Annotated in this window: 18 protein-coding genes and 2 pseudogenes; 8 read left to right on the top strand and 12 right to left on the bottom strand. The window is 69.2% G+C overall.

Translation table 11 applies throughout. The features are described 5' to 3' along the window. Window positions 1-20 precede the first annotated feature (20 nt). The 3 genes from ACFPP6_RS08275 to ACFPP6_RS08265 form a co-directional block, all read right to left on the bottom strand. Window positions 21-1,079, bottom strand: coding sequence for a terpene synthase family protein (locus ACFPP6_RS08275; protein ID WP_382038667.1), 1,059 nt, complete (start codon window positions 1,077-1,079; stop codon window positions 21-23). Window positions 1,080-1,411: 332 nt separating this feature from the next. Next, the gene (locus ACFPP6_RS08270; RefSeq protein ID WP_382038665.1) at window positions 1,412-2,158 is read right to left on the bottom strand and encodes a hypothetical protein; all 747 of its coding nucleotides are present in this window, start codon (window positions 2,156-2,158) and stop codon (window positions 1,412-1,414) included. Window positions 2,159-3,290: 1,132 nt separating this feature from the next. Beyond that, entirely contained in the window at window positions 3,291-3,902 is a 612-nt protein-coding gene (locus ACFPP6_RS08265) for a GNAT family N-acetyltransferase (protein ID WP_382038663.1), read from the bottom strand. A 350-nt stretch (window positions 3,903-4,252) separates the two neighbouring features. Here ACFPP6_RS08265 and ACFPP6_RS08260 point away from each other — a divergent pair, with 350 nt between their 5' ends. The 4 genes and pseudogenes from ACFPP6_RS08260 to ACFPP6_RS08245 all read left to right on the top strand — a co-directional run. Further along, the gene (locus ACFPP6_RS08260) at window positions 4,253-5,137 is read left to right on the top strand and encodes a class I SAM-dependent methyltransferase (protein WP_382038661.1); all 885 of its coding nucleotides are present in this window, start codon (window positions 4,253-4,255) and stop codon (window positions 5,135-5,137) included. Window positions 5,138-5,265: 128 nt separating this feature from the next. After that, on the top strand, window positions 5,266-5,673 hold the full coding sequence (locus ACFPP6_RS08255; RefSeq protein ID WP_382039219.1) for a helix-turn-helix domain-containing protein: 408 nt from the start codon (window positions 5,266-5,268) through the stop codon (window positions 5,671-5,673). Between the two features lie 24 nt (window positions 5,674-5,697). After that, the gene (locus ACFPP6_RS08250; protein ID WP_382039217.1) at window positions 5,698-6,162 is read left to right on the top strand and encodes a transposase; all 465 of its coding nucleotides are present in this window, start codon (window positions 5,698-5,700) and stop codon (window positions 6,160-6,162) included. Window positions 6,163-6,173: 11 nt separating this feature from the next. Further along, window positions 6,174-6,353 (top strand): annotated as a pseudogene (locus tag ACFPP6_RS08245) (transposase); the annotation flags it as partial. Window positions 6,354-6,570: 217 nt separating this feature from the next. Here the strand turns inward: ACFPP6_RS08245 and ACFPP6_RS08240 are convergent. Then, window positions 6,571-7,602, bottom strand: a complete 1,032-nt coding sequence (locus ACFPP6_RS08240; RefSeq protein WP_382038660.1) for a hypothetical protein — start codon at window positions 7,600-7,602, stop codon at window positions 6,571-6,573. A gap of 326 nt (window positions 7,603-7,928) precedes the next feature. On the opposite strand from ACFPP6_RS08240, the pseudogene ACFPP6_RS08235 reads away from it, so the two are divergent. Then, window positions 7,929-8,531: pseudogene (locus ACFPP6_RS08235) on the top strand (DUF4345 domain-containing protein); the annotation flags it as partial. Here the strand turns inward: ACFPP6_RS08235 and ACFPP6_RS08230 are convergent. Further along, the gene (locus ACFPP6_RS08230; RefSeq protein ID WP_382038659.1) at window positions 8,449-9,693 is read right to left on the bottom strand and encodes a hypothetical protein; all 1,245 of its coding nucleotides are present in this window, start codon (window positions 9,691-9,693) and stop codon (window positions 8,449-8,451) included. The pseudogene ACFPP6_RS08235 and the gene ACFPP6_RS08230 overlap by 83 nt on opposite strands. A gap of 255 nt (window positions 9,694-9,948) precedes the next feature. On the opposite strand from ACFPP6_RS08230, the gene ACFPP6_RS08225 reads away from it, so the two are divergent. Beyond that, window positions 9,949-10,371: a helix-turn-helix domain-containing protein gene (locus ACFPP6_RS08225; protein ID WP_382038658.1), complete on the top strand. Its 423-nt coding sequence runs from the start codon at window positions 9,949-9,951 to the stop codon at window positions 10,369-10,371. 329 nt (window positions 10,372-10,700) lie between these two features. Here ACFPP6_RS08225 and ACFPP6_RS08220 read toward each other — a convergent pair whose 3' ends face one another. Together ACFPP6_RS08220 and ACFPP6_RS08215 are read right to left on the bottom strand one after the other, a co-directional pair. Then, a complete protein-coding gene (locus ACFPP6_RS08220; protein WP_382038656.1) occupies window positions 10,701-12,254 on the bottom strand; it encodes an MFS transporter in 1,554 nt (517 codons plus the stop codon). Continuing rightward, window positions 12,251-14,092: an amidase gene (locus ACFPP6_RS08215; RefSeq protein ID WP_382038654.1), complete on the bottom strand. Its 1,842-nt coding sequence runs from the start codon at window positions 14,090-14,092 to the stop codon at window positions 12,251-12,253. The genes ACFPP6_RS08220 and ACFPP6_RS08215 overlap by 4 nt, the downstream gene beginning before the upstream one ends. A gap of 542 nt (window positions 14,093-14,634) precedes the next feature. Here ACFPP6_RS08215 and ACFPP6_RS08210 point away from each other — a divergent pair. Next, window positions 14,635-15,066 carry a VOC family protein gene (locus ACFPP6_RS08210; protein WP_382038653.1) on the top strand — a complete coding sequence of 144 codons (432 nt, stop codon included), beginning with the start codon at window positions 14,635-14,637 and terminating at the stop codon, window positions 15,064-15,066. A gap of 239 nt (window positions 15,067-15,305) precedes the next feature. Here the strand turns inward: ACFPP6_RS08210 and ACFPP6_RS08205 are convergent, their stop codons facing one another. The 5 genes from ACFPP6_RS08205 to ACFPP6_RS08185 form a co-directional block, all read right to left on the bottom strand. Next, a complete protein-coding gene (locus ACFPP6_RS08205; protein ID WP_382038651.1) occupies window positions 15,306-15,797 on the bottom strand; it encodes a DinB family protein in 492 nt (163 codons plus the stop codon). Between the two features lie 261 nt (window positions 15,798-16,058). Then, window positions 16,059-17,015 carry a calcium-binding protein gene (locus ACFPP6_RS08200; RefSeq protein WP_382038649.1) on the bottom strand — a complete coding sequence of 319 codons (957 nt, stop codon included), beginning with the start codon at window positions 17,013-17,015 and terminating at the stop codon, window positions 16,059-16,061. Window positions 17,016-17,254: 239 nt separating this feature from the next. Further along, window positions 17,255-17,899 (bottom strand): TIGR00645 family protein, encoded by a 645-nt coding sequence (locus ACFPP6_RS08195; RefSeq protein WP_382038647.1) that lies wholly within the window; start codon window positions 17,897-17,899, stop codon window positions 17,255-17,257. Between the two features lie 121 nt (window positions 17,900-18,020). Further along, window positions 18,021-18,902: an IS5 family transposase gene (locus ACFPP6_RS08190; RefSeq protein ID WP_382038646.1), complete on the bottom strand. Its 882-nt coding sequence runs from the start codon at window positions 18,900-18,902 to the stop codon at window positions 18,021-18,023. Window positions 18,903-20,336: 1,434 nt separating this feature from the next. Next, window positions 20,337-20,702, bottom strand: a complete 366-nt coding sequence (locus ACFPP6_RS08185; protein ID WP_382038644.1) for a hypothetical protein — start codon at window positions 20,700-20,702, stop codon at window positions 20,337-20,339. Between the two features lie 803 nt (window positions 20,703-21,505). Between ACFPP6_RS08185 and ACFPP6_RS08180 the strand changes: the two genes are divergently transcribed. Next, window positions 21,506-22,099 carry a hypothetical protein gene (locus ACFPP6_RS08180; protein WP_382038642.1) on the top strand — a complete coding sequence of 198 codons (594 nt, stop codon included), beginning with the start codon at window positions 21,506-21,508 and terminating at the stop codon, window positions 22,097-22,099. Window positions 22,100-22,515 lie beyond the last annotated feature (416 nt).

The raw sequence follows: 22,515 nt of genomic DNA, 5'->3' as shown, positions 1-22,515 counted from the left end.
CGGGGAGGCCGTGGGCGCAGTCATCCCATGAAGAAACTCCAGGGCTGTTCCCCACTGTGCACGTACTGATTGTAACGAGGAGCCTCGATGTACCACTTCGTGAAGCCGGCGGCGGCGAAGCGGTAGTGGTCGAACACTACGGAAAGGCCCTCGGCGACTTCGGGGGAGCACCGTCCGAGGATGGTGGAAGCTATGTCGTCGAATTCTTCAACGGCCTGGCCGAAAAGTTCCATGAGGGCAAGGATCGACGCATCCACGTCTTGCGTCCGGCAGAGATTCTGGTGCTGCCAGAGCAGGTTGCTGCCGAGCTGTCCTTCGGCCATGTCCTTCCCGTACCCGATCAGGTCGTTGGGCAGGGCGAGCACGCGACCCAATCGGTGAAGCAGATCCTGATGTATCCGGGAGTAGTAGACCTCCTCCGGGATCTCGTAGCCTGCCGTGATCTCGGCAGGCAGGACGTTACCCCCCGGTCCTATCGTCTTGACCCGGTGCTTCAGGGCGGCGCTGAAGTCCTGGTAGGTCTCGCGGCCCTGGATCACCTGCGCTTCCCTGGCTGCGCGCCTGGCCCACCAGGCCTGGAACGACCCCAGGCGCTTTCGCCACTGAGGTGACGCGCCAAGGGCGGTGAACTCCTCCCCGATCAGCCACCAGGAGGCCAGATAGGGATTCCGGCCGACTCCTTCGGCCGGCTCCTGGTCCGCGAAGGGCTCCCCTACTATCGCCTTCTCTACGTGGTTCAGTTCGCTGCCGGTCGCCGTTTCGATGTTGGTGTCGTCCCAACTGAGCCAGTAGAAGAGGTACTTGGCAATGGTGGAGGCCTGCCGGTGATCCGCCTTCGGGTAGGCCGAAGCTGTGCCGTTACCGGGGTCCATGTCGCGGACGTCATCGAGAACTTCCGGGGTCGACGGCGTGTGTTCCGCTATCCATGCAACGATTTCCTTGGAAATTTCCTTGCGATGTCCGGCGGTGAGTGGGCTGTGTGCGACCCAATGGCCGGGATAGCAGATCTCGATCCTTTCCCGCACGGCCGTGACCTTCCCCCAGTCGCTGGTTGCATGCGATTCGCCGATCCTGCGCACCGTGACAGGCGCGAGGGGCCTCGCGCGCCACGGCGTGCCGTGCCTTACGGCTGTCCGCACCTGTCACCAGCCACTGTGCTCGACGGCGCTGGATTCCGGAAGACCGTCGGTGGTGGGCCGAGGTAGGACCGATACAGTGCTTGGACAGGTTGCCCGTACAGCCGGTTTGGCCCGGCTGCCCTCGTGTCCGGGTGAACCCGTCAGCACAAACGGGCATGGCGGCAGATGATGCGGCTGCTGCCGTGGGACACGTCGCCGCGGACGGCGGCCAGGACCTGATGGGCCGTGACGCGGCGTGCCCGGCCGAGTCGTCGCGGCGGCGACCGGGGGGCTCAGTGGCCTAGCGCGGCGCGCAGCGTGATCCCGTGGCGGATGCGCAGGCGGCGCACCTCCCAGACCGAGAGCGCGGTCACGGACAGCGGGCCGCCGAGCATGAACGTGTACAGCACTTCCGGAGGCGCGGCGACGTCGGGACCGTTGAACATCTGGAACGCGAAGAGCGACCAGACCAGCAGCGGCGAGATGAGTGCCGGGAGCAGTGGGTGCACGTCCCTGGCCAGGAAGCACGTGAAGACGCAGGCGTAGGTGGCCAGGAGCGTGTAGACGCTCGAGCCGAGCAGCACGGCGAGGGCTGCGAGCCAGCCGATGGCCAGGACCAGGAAGGCCAGCACGGTGCAGATGATTCCGGGGCCGGTGACGGTGGAGAAGATGTCCTTCAGGTCCTCGCCGTCGATGAGGTCACCCTTGAGGGCCTTGACGGACATCCAGATGCAGAGGGGGCCCGCCGCCAGCATGAGGGCGGCGGAGATCGGCCCGCGCAGGCGCCCGGCGAAGTCGCGGCGCCTGTCCGGGGTGCTCGCGACGAGGAAGACGGTGATACCGAGGATGCTTCCCACCGCCAGGATGCCGCAGGAGAAGGCCAGTTCGAGGAGCTTGCCGAGGAGGAACTTCTCCCCGTCACCGCTCAGCGGATAGGCCGCGACCAGCCAGACGGCGGCGACCAGGCCGAGTACCGTACGCGCCAGCTGCATCCCGGTGATGAGCTTGTCCTCTACGCGATCGGTGGTGGAGGTATGCACGCGACCCCCCGCCCAGGATCGGAAGAACGCCTTCAGCGCACCACCGGGGGCCGCACGGTTGCCGTACGTCGCTCTGGACCCGCTCACTTGCTGTCTCCCATGACGCGTGCGTTCCCTGCGTTCCGTGGGTCACGCGCACACCGCCACGAACGTCGAACACTTTATCGGTCCGTGTTCGGGTCCATGTACTGCCGGGCTCCCGAGTGAGGAGCCGTCCCAGAAGGGCCGTCCCAGCAGTGACCTTGACCTTCTTAAGGTCACCGAACTGCAGGAACACCTTGCAGGCGTACCCCGGCCCAAGCCGTGGCGCGAACCGCGTTCGCTCTTCCCCGTGCCGGCAGTGGAGGTCCACGGCGACCAGGCCGACAGGGTGCCCGCGCTGGTGGGACCACCCTGAGGCGGGGGCCCGGCTTCCGGGCTCTGGCCGGCCCGGGCGCAGTTGCGCCTAGACTCCATGCCCGGCATGACCGTGCGGTGGATCCAGCCGCCCAGGCCGTCGCCCGTGCCCTGCGCACCCGGTAAGAGGGAACTGCCCTTGCCCGCACACACAGCCTCCCGGGAGTGCTGCCAGCTCGGGCCCGTGCATCCGGGGGGTGCTCCTCGGCACCGCGGTCCCGTGCCGGCACGGAACTGTTCCGGCAGGGAACTGTCGACGCAGTTGTGTAAGGACCACCCACTCCGCCCCGCGGCGGCTCAGCCCGGCTGCCGGGACGTTGCCGCGGGCGGTGGCGGCGGGGGCGGATTGGTCTGAGGGCGTGCGTGTCCGGGGGCCGGCGCAGCGGGGTAGGTGCGCGGTGGCGGGGGCGGCAGTTCCATCGGCTTGTCGACCAGTTCCCCGATGGCCTTGCGGACTTCTTGCTGCTCGTTCGATCCGGATCAGCAGGCCGTCGAGCGCGGCCTGCGCCACGACCTGGCTCGCCACCTCGCGGGCCCCTTCGCTGCGGTAGAGGAAGACCGTCCCGGCCATGACTGCCACCACGAAGAGCATGCCGCCCACGGTGGCCGCACCGCGTGCGCCGGTCAGCCGCACGCCCCGTTGAACCTGCAGGAGGCGGAACGCGGTGAGCCACTGGGCACGATCGGTGCCAGTGCTGCGACCGCATAGGTTCGCCGGGTTGCTGGTTGATCTCACTCATGGGCAAGTGCCGGTGCCTGTTTCAGGGGTGCGTGACGTGCAGCGGCGGGCGGCCGAGGCCCGCCACTCCTGCCGGAGCATGGCGTACACCAGGTCGTCGCGCCATGCCCCCTTGAAGAACTCCGTTCCGATGAAATGCGCCTCCCGGCGCATGCCCAGCCGTTCGAGGAGCCCGGCGGAAGCGGCGTTGTCCGCGTGGCAGCGGCCGATCACCCGGTGCAGCCCCAGTGCGTCGAATCCCAGGCGCAGGACGGCGGACGCGGCCTCGGTGGCGAAGCCCTTGCCCTGGTGGGCGGGGTGGAAGACGTAGCCGAGCTCGCCCTGGCGGTGTTCCGCGCTGAGCAGGACCAGTTCGACCTGCCCGATGACCGTCCCCGTGCCCGGCTCGACGACCGCCAGGCTGAGACAGTCCCCGTCCGAGGCCAGTTCGGTCTCCCGGGCCATCTCCTCCACAGCCACCCGGACGTCCTCCGGTCCTCGCGGCTCCCACCGCATGAAGCGGGCGACATCGGACCGGCGCTGGTAATCGCGAACGTCCTCGGCGTCCTCGGGCCGGAACGGACGGAGTATGAGCCGGGCGGTGGCGATGGGGAAGTCGATGCGCAGCATCGGGCGACTGTACCCGGGCCGCTCAGCCGACCGGTCGCCGGTTGCCGGTCGCCGTACCACCGGATCGATGGTGCGCGCGGCCGTTTCCGCCGCATCCGGAGCGTGGGCATCCCTGGTGCTGTGACCACGTGCGTTCGCTCGCTAGTGGCTCTGCTCCATAGGTCGGCCCGTAATCGATCCGGCGCCGTTTGGCCGTTGGGCATCCTCGCGAGGGCGGGGTGTCGTCGCTTCTCGGAACTGACCCGCAGGTTATTCCGGGGGTCGCGAGGATCGCATTCGTTACCAAAACAGAACCCGGAAGCCCTTCCGAAAGTTTTGCTTTTGTGATATTCTGTCAAATTATTGGGCTAATGTCCGGCATCATGATGAACAAGGGACAACCCAGCCAGACAGCTCTCATGTCGGCCGCAGCACGCGCGGCACACCTCCTCGTCGACGAGACTCCCTCGATCTTCGTCGACACCCTGGCGCAGACCTTCCTGGGGGAGCGTGCTGAAGAACTCCTCGGCTACCACCGGTCCTATGGTGGGCACCCAGTCCTGTCCGGCGCGCGGACGACGGCCGTTACCCGCAGCCGCTACACCGAGGACCGACTGGCCGAGCTGGCCGGCCGGGGCGTCGACCAGTACGTGATCCTCGGTGCGGGGCTGGACTCCTTCGCTTACCGGTCGGAACTGGCCGACGGCGTACGGGTGTTCGAGGTGGACAAGCCGACGATCCAGCACTGGAAGCGGGCGCTGCTGGTTGAGACGGGGACGACGGTGCCACCGTCCGCCTTCTTCGTCCCGGTCGACTTCGAGAAGGAGTCCGCCCGGTCACTTACCCATCACCTCGTGCGGGCCGGCTTTGACCTGGGCCGACCCGCGCTGGTCAGCTGGCTCGGGGTCACGATGTACCTGACCTCGGAGGCGATCAGGCAGACCCTGGCCGTCATCAGCGGCTTCGCACCCGGCACAGAGCTCATCGTGGAGCACCTCCTCCCGGCCGGACTCCGCGACGAGGCAGGTCAGTCGTATGCGGAGCTGGTCATGGCAGCGGCGGCCGAGCAGGGCGAGCCTTGGCAAACGTTCCTCAGCATCGAGCAGATGGACGCCCTCCTGCTTGAGCACCGGCTCCAGCCGATCGAGTACGCCCGGCAACGCGAGACGATCGACCCTGCGGAGTGGGAACGTACCGACACGCTCCGCCCGTTCGAGTTGTCCGTCCTCGCCCGTGCGAGCGTCCCCACCCGCTAGGCGGTCCCAGCCCGGTAGACCGAGCCGCTAATTGATCTGGTGGCTGTGGGCCGGCAGGCTGCTCCCAAGAGCGGATCTTGGAGGTGGTCGTGGGGCGTCGACCGAGTGTGTTCGTCCGGCCGGTGAGCATGGAGGAGGGCCGGAAGCTGCAGCGGATCAGCCGGACCGCGAAGGACCCGGTGAAACTCCGCCGGGCGATCCTGGTGCTGACGTCCGCCCAGGGCCAGACGGTCAAGGACATCACCGTGCTGATGCAGGTCGGCGAGGACTACGTCCGCGATGTCATCCACGCCTTCAACGAGCAGGGGCTGGACGCGCTGGACCCAAAATGCAGGGAGACCCTGCGCCGGATCCTGCACGCTGGCAAGGTCTCCTGGAAGACCACCACCACGTGGAAGGCGTCCACCGACCCGGAGTTCATCGCCAAGATGCACCGCGTCCTGGCGCTGTACGACACCCCGCCCGCCGACGGACGGGTGGTATGCGTCGATGAGTTCGGGCCGCTGAACCTGATGCCCCGCAAGGGCAAGGCGTGAGGGCCGGCGAGCCGTCCGCGCCGCCTGCGGGCCACCTACAACCGCTACGGCGGCGTGAGGCAGATGCTCGCCGCCCTCGATCTGGCCACCGGCAAGCTGTACTACCGAATTCGCCCGCGCAAGCGGTGGCGCGATTTCCTCGACTTCCTCAAGGCCCTGCGCGCCCGCTGGCCCGAGCAGAAGCTGTATGTGGTGCTGGACAACTTCTCCCCGCACAAGCACGCCAAGGTCCGTACCTGGGCAGCCGACCACGACATCGAGATGGTCTTCCTGCCGACCTACGGCTCCTGGCCGAACTGGATCGAGGCCGAGTTCGCAGCCCTGCGCCACTTCGCGCTCAACGGCACTGATCACCGTAGCCACGACGAACAGAACGCCGCCATCGCCACCTACGTCCGCTGGCGCAACACCCGCACAGAACCAAAGACGAACTTCGCGCCCGACTCACCGATCCGATCCTGGACCGATTACCCAGCCAAGGCTGCGTGACAAGCCACTAGGACCACCAACCCGGCGTGGTGGTCAACGGGGTGCTGTACCGGACACGGACCGGGATTCCCCGGCGTGACCTGCCCGAACGCTATGGCCCCTGGTAGACCGTGTACGAACGTCACCGCCGCTGGCCGGCCGACGGCAACTGGTCCAGGATCCTGCGCGCACTGCAGGCCGACGCCGACGCGACTGCCCGGGGCACGGCACACCGGCCGGGAAGCCCCGTCTTCGAAAATGGCTGGGGAGGGTATGCCCTCCGTCCGCGCCGCCTCCGGCCAGTGCCACACCGTCCGCACAGTCACCCCACCGGCCTGGCCGGCCCTCCTTGCTGACGGAGGATGCGTACGCCACCAGGGCGCCTGCTGGACTGGGAGTGGGACGAGCGCCGAGGCGGCCCCGTACCGCTCAGTCCTCCCAGTCCTCGTCGTCGCCGCCGCGCATGGTGCGCCATCCCTGAAGGTCTTCCAACGCCTCCCGCGCCAACTGGGCGTACTGCACCGGGCACTCCCACAGCTCGCGGGCCGAGAGCTCGGCGGGCACGGGGGTGTCGGGGTGGTCGTCCGGCGCGTACAGGTGGACCACCGCGCGGTACCGGGACTGGGTGGTGGAATCGGCGGTGGACCAGGGGTGCTGCGGATGTTCGCAGGAGACGTCCAGGTCGATGGTGGCGAGCGCGGCGGCCAGGTCGCGCGCGTACGAGGGCGGCAGACCCTCGTACGTCTGGGCGATGCCCATCCACAGGCACAGGAACAGGCCGATCCGCTCCTCGTCCCGCACCTGCCCGGTGAGCCAACGGCGGGCGGACCACAAGGCGACCGGGCCCGTGTTGTTCTCCCACCTTCGCCTGATCGCCTCCTGCATGGCGACGAGGTCGAGGCGGCCGTCGTCCCGGACGAACTGCGCGTCCAGATGGGAGACGTCGATGCCGCCGAAGAGCTCCTGGTGCGCCTTGTGCAAGTGGCCCAGTGCCTCATCGACGAGGTCTGCGAGGAACCCCTCGCAGTCGAAGACCGCCAGCTCCTCCTCGCCGAGACCGTAATCCTCGGCGAATGCGGACCGCCCGGCCTCGGTCAGCATGCTCACCCCGGCCTCGACCTGGTACTCCGAGTCCAGCTGCGCGGGGTGGGCGCCGGCCGGGCAGATGCAGGAGGCCCGGTCCAACTGCGTACGGAACCCGTCCAGGGCTCGTGTGTACGACGCGAACAGGGACTTGCAGAAGATGCGTGCCGAGACGTACCAGCAGGTGGCATGCAGGAGGATCGTGTACCCGGTCCGCTCCCGGCGGCCCTCCGGGGTGGCGTCGCGGCCGAGCGCCTCCGCCGCGTCGTAGGCGAGGACGGCGAGGGTCGATTCCGGATCTGCGTAGGGGTAGTCGGTGACGATCCCGGACAGGTCGGAGATCAGTTCGCGGTGGTCGCCAGGCAGCGTGGGTGTCACTTCAGTCACATCCGTAACCGACGATTGCGCAGGTCGGACGGTTCCCGGGCGCATGTGGCCGAAGGTCCGGTCGGTCCCGTCCTGAGTTCCGGAGGGCGGGGAAGCGGGAGCACCGGCCTGTCGACGGATACCTCGTGCCGTGCCCCCACATCAGACCACCACGGCTCAACGGTGTGCTGATCACCTCCGGCCCATGGTGCGCCCCCTGGCCACATGAGCGCCACGGACCGGCTGCCCACGCCCAGGACGGTTCGATCTCAGTGATCTCCCGCAGCCGGTCACCCGGGTTCTTCGCGCAATACCCCAGGGGGTGAGGCTTCGCCGGGTATGGGCCGGCCTGGCTGTGGGCCGCCCGGCAGATGCGGATCCCGGCAGTGGCGGTGCGGCTGCCGGCCTTGGTGTTCCTGATGGGCGGACTCAGCCGGGTACTGTCGATCGCGCTGGAGGTCCGTCCGCACGGCTTCCAGCTGGCGCTGATGGTGAACGAACTCGCGCTGCCGCCGGTGTACTTCTGGCTCGCGGACGCGGAGGAACGAGCGGTGCTCGGCTCTGGCGCCGACCCGCGGCAGGGCAGGACGGCCGCCGGCTTCGCAGTCGGCGGCCATCCGCTGCGCCGGACCCGGGCGGCCGAGGCCCTCGCCCTGCGTGAGGCTCGTGCGTATACGGACCACGGCCCGTCACCTTCCTGCGATGCCTCGGGTCCCCCGGGACGCTGTCACCTGGTCGTCGTCGGCGCCGTCGGTGGCACAGCCGGTGGCACAGCCGATGGCACGGCCGATGGCGCGGCCGGGGGATGGCGGGCAGGCGCACGAGGCCCGGCTCGTGGCTCCGCGCGGCAGCATGCGATCAGCGGCGGAGTTGGATCCGGTAGACGCGTCGCAGGTCTGGGTGCTCCGCCAGGCTCCAGAGGCGGTCGGCGTCGTAGCTGAGGTCTTCGGGTCCGATGGCGAGTGTTCCGTGGAGTTTCGGGTCGCCGCTACGGCCCTTGTGCAGCCACAGTTGCCCTGCCTTCGGGGCAAACGCCCCGATTGCTTCGCTGGCGGCGGGGCCTTGCGTGCCTCGGTCGTTGGCGGCGTAATAGGCGTCCTTGCCCACGGCGACCGCCCCTTGGACGTAGGGCTTGGACAGCCAGTCCTCCTCGGACAGCCCGTCGACCAGATAGCCGGTCGGTGCCAGGTCCCAGCGGACGACCCTGCCCCTCTCGCCGTTGTCCAGGAATTCGCTGACGACGAGGGAGTGGGGTTCGTTGGGGCGCGTGCGGTCCAGTGACAGCTGCGAGTGCCGCAGCTTGCCGCTGCCCCGGTTCTCGTACACGTGGTGCAGCGGGAGGATGTAGTCGTAGCCGAAGGCCTTGTTCTTGTCCGCGCCCTCCACCTTGATCATCCGGGTGAGGTCGAACGCGCTCACCCCACCCTGTTTGAAGGGGGCGAGCCGGCCGGGCAGGTTGGCGACGTAGAGGAAGTTCCCGGCCCAGGCCACGCCGCCCGCGTGCATGATCACCGGCTGGAAGGTGGCGGTGTCCGAGCCTTCCTCCTGGATGGGCTCCACCAGCAGTACGTGCTCGTAACGCGGCTTCTGCGGGTCACCGGTCACGTCGATGAAGCTGATCCGGGCGCCGCGCTTCTCGTAGTTCTCGTAGCCGTACCAGCTGACAGCGATGACTTTCCGGCCGTCCACGGTGCCGCCGTAGCCGTCGACGCTGGTGCTGATCCCCTGGGGATACCACTGGGTGGTCTTGCCGTCCAGCTGGCCGTGCGGGTCCTTGGTGTCCGGGTCCCAGGAGAAGCCGTAGTCGAAGCCGGTCGGCTCAACGCCCGTGCCGGGCCCGTCACGCCAGTTGCCCACGGAGCCACCGGTGCGTGTCGCCTGGCGCAGCACGTCCTTGACCAGGTCCGCGGCGGGTAAGCGGCGGCGCAGGGTGTCGGCTGCGGTGCCCCAGTAGCGGTGGTTCTGCGAGGGGCTGAGCCGCATCGCCAGGGAGAAACCGTCGGACGCCGCCTGTGCCGTGGAAGGCATGAGCAGACCGCTGGTGGCAGCGGCCAGGGGTATCGCCGCCATGCCGCGTATGACCGATCTTCGCGAGGTGTTCATGATCAGACACCGTAGGGGCGGAGTCCGTCATTCGGTACGGCTGGGACACAAGTGGCCATAGGGGCGGTCTGTCGAGGTCCTGGCGAACCAGCGGTATCAGCGGTGTCAGCGGTAGCAGAGGTGTCAGCGGTAGCGGAGGTGTCAGGGGGTAGCGGAGGTGTCAGGGGTGTCGGGAGGTATCAGGGGAAGGGCATGGACGTCGGCCCGGGTGGGCAGCCCGGGGAAGCGCCACCAGGGTTGCGAGATCATGGGGGCATGGACGACCTGACGCAGGTGCGGGAGCTGACGCCGATACGGGACGTCGCGGACCGGTTCGAACTGCCGCTCTCGACGCTGCACTACTGGGAGCGGCGCGGCCTCGTGGAGCCGCACCGGCGTTCCGGGCGGCGGTACTTCGACGGCGAGCAGGTCTACCGCGTGGCGCTGATCAAGTTGTGGCGGGAGACCGGCCTGATGTCCATCGAGGAGATCGCCGGCCTCCTGCACCGTGACGCCGCCGGCACCGGCGGCGGCTCCGACTGGCAGGAGACCGTCCACGGCCGTATCGCCGCCCTCGACGCACACATCGCCCGCCTCAACGCCGCGCGTGCCTACCTCGGCCACCTCCTCACCTGCGCACACGGCGACGACCTGGAAAAATGCCCGGACTTCCGGGCGACCGTCCCCGTGTTCCCCTGACCGCTCACCGGGCGAGGCGTGGTCCCGTCCGCGGTGCCGGTCACGGCGAGGCACGGGCCCTCAGCACCGGCCATGACACGAGGCACGGCCCGTGGTGGTGCCGGCCATGGCGCGAGGCATGGCCGGGTGGTGCCGGCCACGCCTCGACGAAGCGTGATCTCGCGGCACCGGCCACGACCGGGCGTGATCCCGCGGCGCGGGCCACGACCAAGCGCGGTCTCGCGGTCCCGCGGCGCCGCGGGACCCGTCACGGCGAGGCCTGGTCCCGCGGTGCCGATGGTCACCCGGAGCGGGGCACGGTGCCGGAGCAGGTCATGTACCGGATCGGGTCAAGTGCCGGACCGGGGCATGGCCAGAGCCGCCACGAGCGCGGCAACAGCCACGCACCCGGCACAGACAAGGAACGCGACGCCATAACCGTGCGCCAGCGCGGCCGCCCCGTGCGCGCCACCACGCCCGGGATGCGTGGCTGCCCATGCGTCCGCCGCCGCGGCCGAGACCGTACTGGTCACGGCGAGCCCGACCGCCCCACTGGTCTGCCGGACCGTGTTCAGCACTCCCGCGGCCAGACCGCTGCGCGCCGGCGGGACGCCGCCGGTCGCCGCCACCGTGATCGGGGTGAACGCGGCGGCCGTTCCGAACCCGAACACCACGCCGGAGAGCACCACCGTCAGCAGGTAGGAGCCGTCCGTGCCCAGCGACGCCGCCACCCCCGCGAAGCCGACCGCGCCCAGCAGGCAGCACACCACGGACGTCCGGCGCGGCCCGAACCGTAGCGTCAACGCCCCGGCCGCCCGGGCGCCGGCGAACATCGCTGCCCCGACCGGCAGGTAGCCGAGCCCGGCGCGCAGCGGCGACCAGCCGTGCACGTCCTGAAGGTACAGCGACAACAGGATGGGGCTGGCGAAGAAGCCCAGACCGAGCAGCAACATCACCACGTTGCCGCTGCTCACCGCGCGAAGCCGGAAGAGGTCGAGCGCCAGCAGCGGCTGCCGGGCCCACCGCGCCTGATGCAGCACAAGAATCCCCAGCAGCACGTCCCCGCCGACCAGCGGGCCCGTGACCTGCGGGCTCGTCCATCCCGCGACGGCGGCACGCATCACCGCGTACACCACGCCCGTCAGCCCGGCCGTGGCCAGCGCGGCCCCCACGACATCGAGGGACGGCCGGCCGGTGCGGTCGTGCCGCGGCAGCCCGCGCGCGGCGCCGAACAGGCACAGCACCCCGATCGGGACGGTCACGAAGAACACCCAGCGCCACCCGGCCCACTGGATGAGGACGCCGCCGACCACCGGCCCGGACGCGGCACCGACCGCCCCGACCGCGCTCCACGTGCTCAGCACCCGTGCGCGCCGGCCCGGTTCGGTGAACGTCGTGGTCAGCAGCGACAGCGTCACCGGCATCAGGAGGGCCCCACCGAGCCCCTGCAGCGCCCGCGCGGCGAGCAGCACCTCCGCTGTCATCGCGAAGCCGCACGCGACCATCCCGGCAGTGAAGAGCGCCGTCCCGGTCAGCAGCGTCGCGCGGTGGCCGAACACGTCCGCGCACCGGCCGCCGAGCAGCAGGAAGCCCGCGAAGGCGAGGGTGTAGGCGTTGACCACCCAGGGCAAGGCTGCCGGTGAGAAGCCGAGGGCGGCCCGGATGGCAGGCAGCGCCACCGACACGATGGTGGCGTCCAGGACGACGACGAACGACCCGGCACAGGCCAGGCCCATCACAAGCCGTTCGCCTCCGCGGGTACGGCGCGCACGGCGGGTACTGCCGGCACGGCGGGTACGCTGCTCACGCCGCTCCGCGGGCCGGTCCGTTCCTGCTTCCTCGTCTGGCGTGGAAGCGTCCACGCCTGCTTCCGCGGCGGGCTCCACCTCCGGTCGCGCACTCATGCGGGCTCCTCGTCGTCCGGCCGGACGGTGACGTCCGGGCGCAGCACGGGCCGGGCGTCGCCCGCCGCCGGGACGTCGAACAGGCCGTCGACGGCAGGGCGCTGGGCGATGTACGCCGCCTCGAATCCGGTGATCTCCCGCTCGCCTGCGGGCAGCCCGGCGGCGGCCAGCAGGCTCCGCACCCTGACAGCCACATCTGGCTGCGTGGCGGTTCCTCCGTTCGGCCCGCTCGTACGCTGCCCTCCACGTCCGTCAGGGCGTGTGAGTCGTGTGTTCTCCTCGGTGTTCTCCGTGTTCTCCGTGTCCTCGGTGTCCGCAGCGCCGCACTTGTGTGCCGGCCTGCGCGTCTGCAGCGGCACGTGCGTGTGGTGCTCCCCGCGTCCCATGGCGGCGCGTGCGTGCGGTGCCGCGGCCGCCGGCAGATCAGGGATGCGGCGGTGCCAGTCGGTGTGCTGCTGGAAGGCGTCCCCGACCCGCAGGATCGCCGCCTCGCCCGCCACCGGGCCCGCGATCTGCATCGACAGGGGAAGGCCCGTCGCCGTGCGGCCCATCGGCACCGCGAGGACGGGGTTGGCCAACGGATTCCAGTACGGGGTGTAGATCTTCCCGAACACGCCCGCGTGGTCCTGGTGCCCCGCCTCGTCGGCCAGGGCGGCGAACGGCGGCGCCCCGACCGACACGGTCGGGCACACGATCACGTCGACATCCGCGAACAGCGCGTCCACGGCCCGCTGCGCCACCGTGCGCACCCGCTGCGCCTGGACGTAGTCCGCGCCTGATATCAGCGCGCCCGTGGCGAGCAGGCCGCGTGCGGCCACGCCGTAGTCGTCCCAATGCCGGGACAGGGCGGTGCGGTGGTGGGCGAGACCCTCGCCGGCCGCGGTCACGAACGTGGTGGTGATCATCTCCTGCCAGTAGGGCAGCCGGATCTCCACCGGGACGGCGCCGAGTCCGGCGAGCACCGACACGGTCTCGTCGAACGCGCCCGGCAGCGACGGATCGCCGTCCGCGGGGAGGTGGTGTTCCCGTACGACGCCGATCCGCAGTCCGTCCAGGCCCTCGCCGCACCCGGCGTCGCCGAAGGAGGCGCCGACGCCGTCGTGCTCGCCGGCGATGACGCCGAGCACCGCCGCGCAGTCTCTGGCGCTCCGGGCGAGTGGGCCGACCCGGTCGAGGCTGTACGCCAGCGGCACGCACCCGGCCACGGGCACCCGCCCGTACGTCGGCATCAGCCCGCTGACCCCGCAGAACGCGGCGGGCATCCGGATGCTGCCCCCGGTGTCGCTGCCGAGCCCGGCCAGGAACATCCCCGCCACGACGCCGCTGGCCGAGCCCGAACTGGAGCCCCCGGCCCAGGACTCGGTCCGCCAAGGATTGCGCGGCAACGGGAAGGGGAAAGGCTTGTCTTCTTCCGGGAGCCCGCAGCCGAACTCCATCGCGGTCGTCTTCCCGGTGATCACTGCCCCGGCAGCCCGCAGCCGGGCCACCACCGGGGCGTCCCGCCCGGCCCACCAGCCCCGGTCGTGGACCAGGCTCTGCGCGGTGGTCGGTCCGTCCGCCACCGCGATGGTGTCCTTGACCGCGAACGGGATCCCGTGCAGCGGCCCGCGGTCGATGCCGCGCGCCAACTCCTCGTCGGCACGGCGGGCCGCCGCCCGCGCCTGCTCGACGAACCGCGTCAGGTACACCCCGAGCACCCCGTCGGCGCGCTCGGCCGCGGCGACGGCGGCCTCGGTCAACCCGACGCTGGTCACGCTCCCGTCCCGCAACGCCTGCGCGGCTTCGGTCAGGGTCAGGGCCAGGGGCAAGGTCGGGGGAATGGTCAACACTTCACTCACGCTTCACCTCCACATCCGCCGTCCCTGATCGCGGAACGGCCGGTGAGATGTGACCCTCCCAACTCAACCCGGGTTGAACGCAACTTCCTCGGCGCCGCACACCACCGCCATGGGTCCTGCGGCCGTCGGCCCTATGGCCTTCTCGACTGCCCGCGTACGAGTGGTCGAAGCAGGTCGGCGGATGGTGGGTGGCCTGCGCTGACGGGGCTCGGCCGCGCGGGCTGATCAGGGCTGATCGGGGCTGGTGGGGGGATGGGGGGATGAGGAGGGTGTGGTGGGCATCCTGCCAGTGGCGTCGTTCGAACATGCCGGTGGGCCGGACAAAGCTTGTGCCGGGCGGGTCCTTAGGGTTGTCCCGTAACTGATCTTCGGCAGCAGGAGAGTGGCTGGCCGGGATCGCATCCCAGGTTCCCTTTGGGGAGGCACTGACCTCGGTCACCCCTGCGACCGCAGACACAGCAGCGGGTAGCAGCGCCTCCTCCCGACAACGTGCGGACCTCCCGGCCTGGGGAGATGAGCAGGGCCCCTGTTATCGTGCGCCGATGTCAACGATCAAACAGTTCCAAGTGACCTTCGACTGCGCGGAGCCTGCGCGCCTCGCCGCCTTCTGGTGCGAGGTGCTGGGGTACGTCGTACCGACGGTCCCGGAGGGCTTTGCCACGTGGGAGGAGTACCACCGCTCGCTGCCACCCGAGGATGAGATCTACTTCGCGTGCACTGATCCCTCGGGTGTGGGCCCGCGCTTGCTCTTCCAGCGAGTTCCCGAAGGCAAGGTCGTCAAGAACCGGGTGCATCTCGATGTGCGGGCCGGCGCCGGGCTCGTGGGTGAGGAGCGCCTGGCCACACTCGAGGCCGAATGCGCACGGCTGATGGCGCTCGGCGCGAAACACGTGCTGACGCAGCGCGCCGATGGCGTCAACGAGTCGTGCATCACGATGCAGGACATCGAGGGCAACGAGTTCTGCCTCGCCTGATTCTCCTCCGGGGCTGCGAGGTGGGGAGCCGTCTCCGGCCTTGGGGAACGTCGGGGCAGCCGATATCGGCTGCCCCGACGTTCCCCAAGGCCCGTGGCCGTGGCCGTGGCCACGAGGACGAAGGCGGCGACGGCGAACAGGTTCCGCACGCCGTGCAGGGCGTTCCACCGCCCCTCGAACGCCGTCCGGGCGACCCACTCGTCACCCCGGCCGCGCGAGGACTCCAGCGCGTAGTTGGCTCAAGTCGGGCGGGTGGCCTCGGTCTGCTCACGCAGGATGTCGCTGTGGCCGGCGTGGCGGGCGAATTCCTGGATCAGGAGCAGGTAGATCCATCGCAGGCTGACGGTGCCGCAGGCAGGGTGCTGTCGGGTGGCGTCGAGTTCGACGTCCGCGGCGATGGTTCGTGCGCGGTTGCTGGCGCGCTCGAATTCTGCGATCACGTCGGCCACCGTCTCGTCGTCACTGACCACGAAACTGGCCTCGCCCACCATCGCACCATCGCATTCGGATTCCGGCAAACCTCCCAAGATGTGCTGGAACCACTTCCTTTCTGCGAACGCAGCATGTTTGACCAGCCCGATCGACGTCGTCATGGACGGGACGAGACGGCGGCGGGCCTCTGTTTCGGACAGGCCGCGCACCGTGTCGATCAGCTCGGCGCGGGTGTAGTCGAGCATGTATTCGAGCAGCTGGCGCTCGGGGCCGCTGGTGGTGCGAGTCGGGTTGTTCATGGCGTGCGTGGTCCTTTCACAGGTGGCGCGAGACCCAAGTGGCCTAACAGCTGGGGACGTCCACGGACCCGCAGCTGGGAGTGAAGTCCGTACGGCGATAAGTATGCGAGTTCTCGGCGAAGTGGCCTTCCCTGTCAAGTTCAGCTGGTCGGCCCGTCCAGCTTCTGCCGGCCGATCTGGACTGCCCCAACACGGGACGCACTCGAACCTGAGGAGCAACTGCTGGGATCGGCGGCCCGATACGGGCTCGGGCCCGCGGCGTCAGCTCTGGCAGTTGGTGACCGTGCCGCCCGCGTTGTTGTCGGTACGGCAGGTGTTGTCGCCCTCGCCGCCGTCGACGGTTCCGTACGGGCCGAGGACGACCGGCGTGGCCCCCGGTCCCTGGATGACGTCATCGTCGTCGTCCCCAGAGACCGTGGTGTATCCGTCCTGCCCGGCGGACGGCACCTCGATGAGGTCGGCTCCGGCACCCCCGCTCACGTAGGTGGCGCGCGCCCCGTCGCCGGCGCCGATCGCCCCGACGCGGATGACATCGTCGCCTTCGTCGCCGTCGACGGTGGCGGGCTTGGGAAGGCGTGATTCTATGGGGGTTGTCCCGTCTACGGTGATCTCGTCCGCACCGGGGCCGCCATGGAGGGGGCCGGCCAGCTTCCCGACCGTGAGGGTGTCTTTGCCACCTCCGCCGTCGAGACGGTTCGCCTTGTCATACCCGGGTACGCGGAAGGCGGCGAGGCGGAGGATGTCGTTGCCGTCACCGCCGTCGATCGTGCTGCTGTACACGCCGCCGGTGGTGATGGTGTCGTTGCCTGCACCGCCCTGGATGGTGCCCTGGACGCTGAACTTGTCCATGTCGGTCACGGTGATCTTGTCGTCGCCGTCACCGCCGTCGATGGACCCGCGGATATTTCTTCCGCTGCCGCCGGAGAGGATTTTGTCGACGATGACAACGTCTTCCCCGCCGAGGCCGTTGACCACGCCGACCAGGTGGCCGCTGACGTCGTCGCCGCCCCTGACCTCGATGATGTCCGCCTGGTCGGTGGCGCTGAGTGTCGTGCCGACGGGGATGCCCTGGGTGCACACGAGGTGGACGCCGCCGGCCGGCAGGGCGCTGCTGGTGCAGCCGGGCGGGAGAGCCGCGGCGGTCGCGGACGGAGGCGTGGCCACGGCTACGAGTACGAGACCTGCGACAAGCGCGCCGACGGCGTGTCTGAAGGGCATGGCTGTTCCCTCCTTGAAGGCATGCATATGCCAGGGGTGAGGGCCAACAGCGTTCCCGTGGGGCCGGGACTGCACAAGCGTGAAACCGGCCTGACCGGAGCCACGGATCCCATCCCTAGGACGCCCTCAGCAGGCAATGGCCCCCACCTCCGGGCCTGGGACCGCAACACACCAGGTGCTCGACAACTGTCTCCCCTAGAGGGTGTCCGACTGGTCGGTGCGGCATGCGGTTGCTGGTGCTATTCGGGGCGCTCGCTGGCAGCTGGGGGTGCGGGGCTGTCAGCGGGGTTGTGGGGGCCCTGCGGGGGGATGGTGTGACTTTGCTGTTCCAGCAGGGTCGCCTTGGCTTCCATGGGGCCTGCCATGTAAGCGAGGAGGCAGGCGGAGGCGATGAAAGCCATGTGGATGATCGTCCCCCACAGCAGTTCCTGGCGGAAGGTGTGGTGGATGTTGACGAACATCTGCAGCAGGTGGATGGACGAGATGCCCACGATCGCCATGGCGAGCTTGACCTTGAGCACGTTCGAGTTGACGTGCGAGAGCCATTCCGGCTGGTCCTTGTGGCCCTGGAGCCCGATACGGGAGACGAAGGTCTCATAACCACCGATGATCACCATGATCAGCAGATTGGCGATCATGACGACATCGACCAGTTTCAGGACGCCGAGCATCACCATGTTCTCGTCCGAAGCTCCACTGACCACACCACGGATGAGGGTGCGGAGCTCGCCGAAGAATTCCCACACGTAGACGGCCTGGGCAGCCACGAGCCCGAAGTACAAGGGTGCCTGGAGCCAGCGGGTGGCGAACAGGGCGTAGCCCAGTGACGGTACGGAGCCGTTCGCCGGAGGAGGGGCTGCCTCGTACGTGCCGCGCGTGCGCAATCGCTGCTCCGTCTCGTCGCCGGCGGTCGCCTATCAGCCCACCACTGCCCCAGCGGTCGGCGGGTTACGTGCGGCTGGCGCAGACTTCCCTCGTATAGGGGACCACGGTCTGTCCGGCAGGTCATGAGCGGAGCCAGAGGCGCAGGGCAGCGACGGTCACGGTGCCGTGGAAAATGTACGCCCTCTTGTCGAATCGGGTGGCGACCGCGCGGAAGCCCTTGAGGGCGTTGATCGTTCGCTCGACTTCGTTGCGGCGCTTGTAGATTGTCTTGTCGAAGCCGGTGGGCCTGCCGCCCGCGCTGCCGCGGCGCCGGCGGTGGGCCCGCTGGTCCTTGCGTTCGGGGATGGTGTGCTTGATCTGCCGACGCCGCAGGTACCGGCGATTCCGGCGGGACGAGTACGCATTGTCGCCGCCTGGGCGATCAGGGCGCGTGCGCGGATGACCGCCGTCGGGGCGTGGGACGCGGATGCGTTCAAGGACCGGGATCAGTTGCGGGGCATCGCCCCACTGGCCTGGTGTGATGACGAACGCGAGCGGACGTAGGCCGCCCTCGCCGGCCAGGTGGATCTTGCAGGTCAGCCCGCCACGGGAGCGGCCCAGGGCCTCATCCGAACGATGCTGGACAGGCTGGCCGCGTCGTCCAGGGGTACGCGGCGCGTCGGTGCGGGCGCCCGCGGCGTGCTGATGGACGCGGCAGGAAGTCGAGTCCATGCTGACCATGGTCCAGTCGATCCGGCCTTCGGCATCGGCATCGGCCTGGACGGCTCGCCGGATCCTTTCCCACGTGCCGTGCGCCGACCACCTGCGGTGCCGGTCGTGCACCGTCTTCCACTTCCCGAACCGTGCCGGCAGGTCACGCCACGGCACACCGGTCCGCTGCCGGAAGAGAACGCCGTTGATCACCCTGCGATGACTCTTCCAACGACCGCCTCGTCCCATGTTCTTCGGCAAGTGCGGCTCCAGCCGAGCCCCCTCCTGATCCGAGAGATCGCCCCGCCCCACGATGAGCGGAACGACGTGAACGCCAGCCGGTCACACGACCTATCGGACAGTGCCTAGGGCTTGAACACACGGATTCTTCAGGGAACGCGCGCTCGTCAGGGGTGTTGGTACCAGATGCGGGCAGGGAAGTCGGCCAGCAGCGCACTGAGCCGCTGACTGCTGCTGGTCGGAAGACTCGTCATGCTGTGGGCGCTGTCTGTTTGAGGCGCCACGCAAACCGGGCCGCAACTGAGAAGCGGAGACCTGGCCACGCGCCAGTCCCTCGGCGAAGCCAAGGGACTCTGGACCCCATAGACCTGGCGTGCGGACGCGGTTATCCCCTTTGGCCGTCGTGTTGTCGGCCGGGTCTGAGCCGGCGTCGCCGTCGTTCAGCGCGGGCATCAGCGGCCACGGCTGTCTGGTCACCGTGCTGGCTGTGCGCGAGGTGCTTGAGCAGTGCTGTGGTTGCTTCTGGGATGGAGGTGAGGAGCCGTGCGGAGTGCGGGTCCAGGGATGGAGAGCGCCTCTACGAGGGTGTCGATCGCGTCCACGGCGTCCTCGATGGTGAAGGTGTCCCGCGGGATGCGCGGCTTCGGTGAGACAGCAGGCCGTCTGCGCCGTGGCATCGGCGTGTTCCTCGACACCCGGTGCCCCGGGAGGAGAGATCCATTGCCTGTTCCGCGACGTGCGGTTCGGGGGGCGGGGGTGATGAGCGTACGCAGTCCTCGGCCGCGGGCACGACGCGGCTGCGCTGCTGTGGTCACAGCAGGAGTCTGCCGTACGGGCCGGCAGGGGCGGGCCCGAGGGCCTCCACTGCCAACGAGCATGATTACGGCGTGACTTCGTCGGCAGCGCCCGGCGGCGCGGTGACCGGGGTGACGATGCGGTCCGCGTCGTCCAGGACCATCGGGATGCCCGTCCAGCCCGCTGGTCGGCATCAGCCCGCTCATCCGATTGCTCGGACCCTCGATCACTCCGGCGTGCGGTATGTAGTGGATACAGCACCGCTGGCCGAACGCCTCTCGGATCTCCTCCACCACGCCGTACCGCACCCGTACACCCCCATGTGATCGACTCGGGCAGCAAGAGGACGAAAGAACCGCCGATCACGTTCCAGCCTGTGGATAACCTCGGCCGGGGCCGCTCAGGAACTGTCCGCTGCGCGGGTACTTCGCCTCGAGAAGGCCGTGGCGATCAGCCTCTCGAAGGCGGAGCGGCTCGGACGGTCCCAGGCTGACGAGCGACTGCCGGCCCCCGGGGGTCCGGCCGTCGCCGTTCGTGGGTGTGTCACGGGCTGGTGAAGGAGTCGTGCCCGCCGATGCGCCGCCAGACGATGTGCTGCGCGTCCCGTATCCGCTCCGTCACGTGGGACCAGGTTGCACGCCCGCCCCCGGACCGGGTGAGCTTATCGGTGACGGCCGCTTGGCGGAGTGCCACACCCTCGCCGCCCTCCGGTCAGGAGGTCTTCCGCAGCAGCCAAGCGTTCGGCGTGAAGGAGGAGTTGACGAAGACCACGCAGCCGCCGCTGTAGTAGGTCTGGACCTTGGTCCAGCCACTCGGCGGTTGCGCGGAGGCGCAGGCGTTGACCTGGGTGCCGACGGGGAGGCCGTCCAGTTGCTTGATCATCTTGACGTTCGAGCCGCCCATCGCGCGGCACGAGGCGCTGGTGCCCCAGTTCACGTCGACCCAGCCGTCCGGGGTCATCGAGTCGGCGCACACCGTACGGGTCTCGCCCGGCGACGCCTGAGCCGGGCTCGCCGTGACGGAGGCGACGAGCGTCGCGCCGAGAAGTGCCAGACCCGCGGTGCGGAGTCGTCTCATGGGGTGTCTCCCAAACGTGAAGAGTGCACTGATGCGCTGATGAGGAATCAGTGTTGGTAACGGGCATTCAATGGCCTATGTGAAGGGCTTGTGGAGAGTGTTTTCGGCCATGGGAGGCTGCGAAGGGCCTTCTCGAGGTTTTCTCGAGACTTCCTCAAGGCTTTGAGGAAGCCGCAAAAGAAGCCGCTGTGCCGCATGGGCCCGGGTCCGTGCGACACAGTCGTGGGCGGCGGTAGACGCCCGGCGCGCACCGGACGCGCTTGCGCGAAGGCCCGCGCGGAAGCAGCCCGCGCGGAGGTCGGGGACGAAGGCGCGGGTGACGACGCGGCGGAAGGTACGGCGCTGTTATGGGGTGAGGCGGTCGAGGTCGGCGGCGAAGCGGGGCAGGGCCTCGTACGTGGGCACAACGAACTCCTCCAGGAAGCACGAAGCCCCCGGCCGGCGCCCGGGGGTCGGGGGGTGGCTGTTCGTGTCGAAGGGCGTCGGTGACGCGGTGCGCTCAGCATTGGTGGGTTATCGGGGGAGTCGTGCGCGGTATCGCCCTCTTGGCCCACCGACGCGGCGAGAGCAGTGCGGCAACGGCCGAGGAGATCATCACCCGACACGGCGGCTTCCGGAGGGCCTCATCGGTGTGGGCCTGAGCACGGACCTTGTCACCAGACCGCTGCCCCGCCCACGCCCACCGCCCCTCGCCCTCCGAGGCGGCGTGAGCAGGATTGCGGTTACCGAAGGTGCATCGTTCTTTTCACCTTGAGATCGTTTGTGGTCTTGACTCTCGACACAGACAGCCCAGAGGAGACGAGTTGATCACGGAGTACCAGCAGAAGCTGCGCGAGCGCTACATCGCCGCTCCCGTCATGCCGGCCCCGGAGCCGTGGCAGCCGGTGCTGGACCACAGGACCCCCATCGGGGGTCTGCTCGGCATTGGCTTCGCCGTCCATCCCGACAGCGGGCACGACCTCGTCATGGTCGTGTCCAGCGACGGCCATGGACTCTTCGACGCGGTCACCGGCGAGAAGGTCGCCCGCGACCGGAACCCCGACCCTGACACCAGCACTCCGGACGCGTCGCCGGAGCTCACCTGCCCCGGGCTCGGCCCGATCGAGGGCACGCCGGTGCGTATCGCCGGGCTCTTCGGCGGCGGCCTGCACAGCACCACACCAGACGGCTGGACCCTGGACGTCGTCAGCCCCGAGTGGCCCCACGACCGCGTCATCCTCTCCGCCGACGGCGGGTCCCACAAAGGCCCGGCGGGAGGGACGTGGTGGCACATCTTCCACTCCGAGTACTCAGAACTCCGCGCAGCCGGGTTCTCCCCCTCAGGCCTGACCCTGGCGGTCGCCACCAGCAGCGACCTCACCCTCTGGACCCGACCTGACCTCCACTTTGACGACTGAGCGGACAGCGGACAGCGGGACAGCGGGACAGCGGGACAGCAGGCGAAAGGGCGACAGATGGACCGGGCAGACATCTACGCGGCTCGCCTCCGCTGGTCAAGGAGGCGAGGTACTGAGATTCTCGCCCTGCCATCCTCCGTCGACATCCTCACCCGGCTCGAAGCCGTTCAGGTCAGGATCGGCTGCATCTTCTCATCGGACCGGACGTGGGCCTTCATGCTCTTCCTCGCAGACGACGCCAGCGCAATCCTCGCCTGCAGGGGAGTCCGACAAGCTGAGCGGTGACAGTTGTCCGATCGGCCCGCCGGAGTCGTCGACTACTTCCCCTGGGCGAGGCTTGTCTGACCGGGCCATCTCGCGACCCGTGTGCTGGCGTCGCTTGCGGCCTTGGGCCTTTCCGGTCGGTGTCCGGGTTG

Origin of the sequence: Streptomyces aureoversilis, assembly GCF_042657885.1 — a bacterium.
GTDB classification, from domain to species: Bacteria; Actinomycetota; Actinomycetes; order Streptomycetales; family Streptomycetaceae; genus Streptomyces; species Streptomyces aureoversilis.
The sequence above is the reverse complement of the archived record's forward strand: the minus strand, read 5'-3'. Positions and strand labels throughout refer to the sequence as shown.

Bases quoted from the DNA above. Each gene is read 5' to 3' on its own strand.
- ACFPP6_RS08265 (WP_382038663.1), bottom strand. From the start codon at position 3,902: ATGCTGCGCATCGACTTCCCCATCGCCACCGCCCGGCTCATACTCCGT.
- ACFPP6_RS08260 (WP_382038661.1), top strand. From the start codon at position 4,253: ATGTCCGGCATCATGATGAACAAGGGACAACCCAGCCAGACAGCTCTC.
- ACFPP6_RS08255 (WP_382039219.1), top strand. From the start codon at position 5,266: ATGGAGGAGGGCCGGAAGCTGCAGCGGATCAGCCGGACCGCGAAGGAC.
- ACFPP6_RS08230 (WP_382038659.1), bottom strand. From the start codon at position 9,693: ATGAACACCTCGCGAAGATCGGTCATACGCGGCATGGCGGCGATACCC.
- ACFPP6_RS08225 (WP_382038658.1), top strand. From the start codon at position 9,949: ATGGACGACCTGACGCAGGTGCGGGAGCTGACGCCGATACGGGACGTC.
- ACFPP6_RS08220 (WP_382038656.1), bottom strand. From the start codon at position 12,254: ATGAGTGCGCGACCGGAGGTGGAGCCCGCCGCGGAAGCAGGCGTGGAC.
- ACFPP6_RS08210 (WP_382038653.1), top strand. From the start codon at position 14,635: ATGTCAACGATCAAACAGTTCCAAGTGACCTTCGACTGCGCGGAGCCT.
- ACFPP6_RS08205 (WP_382038651.1), bottom strand. From the start codon at position 15,797: ATGAACAACCCGACTCGCACCACCAGCGGCCCCGAGCGCCAGCTGCTC.
- ACFPP6_RS08200 (WP_382038649.1), bottom strand. From the start codon at position 17,015: ATGCCCTTCAGACACGCCGTCGGCGCGCTTGTCGCAGGTCTCGTACTC.
- ACFPP6_RS08185 (WP_382038644.1), bottom strand. From the start codon at position 20,702: ATGAGACGACTCCGCACCGCGGGTCTGGCACTTCTCGGCGCGACGCTC.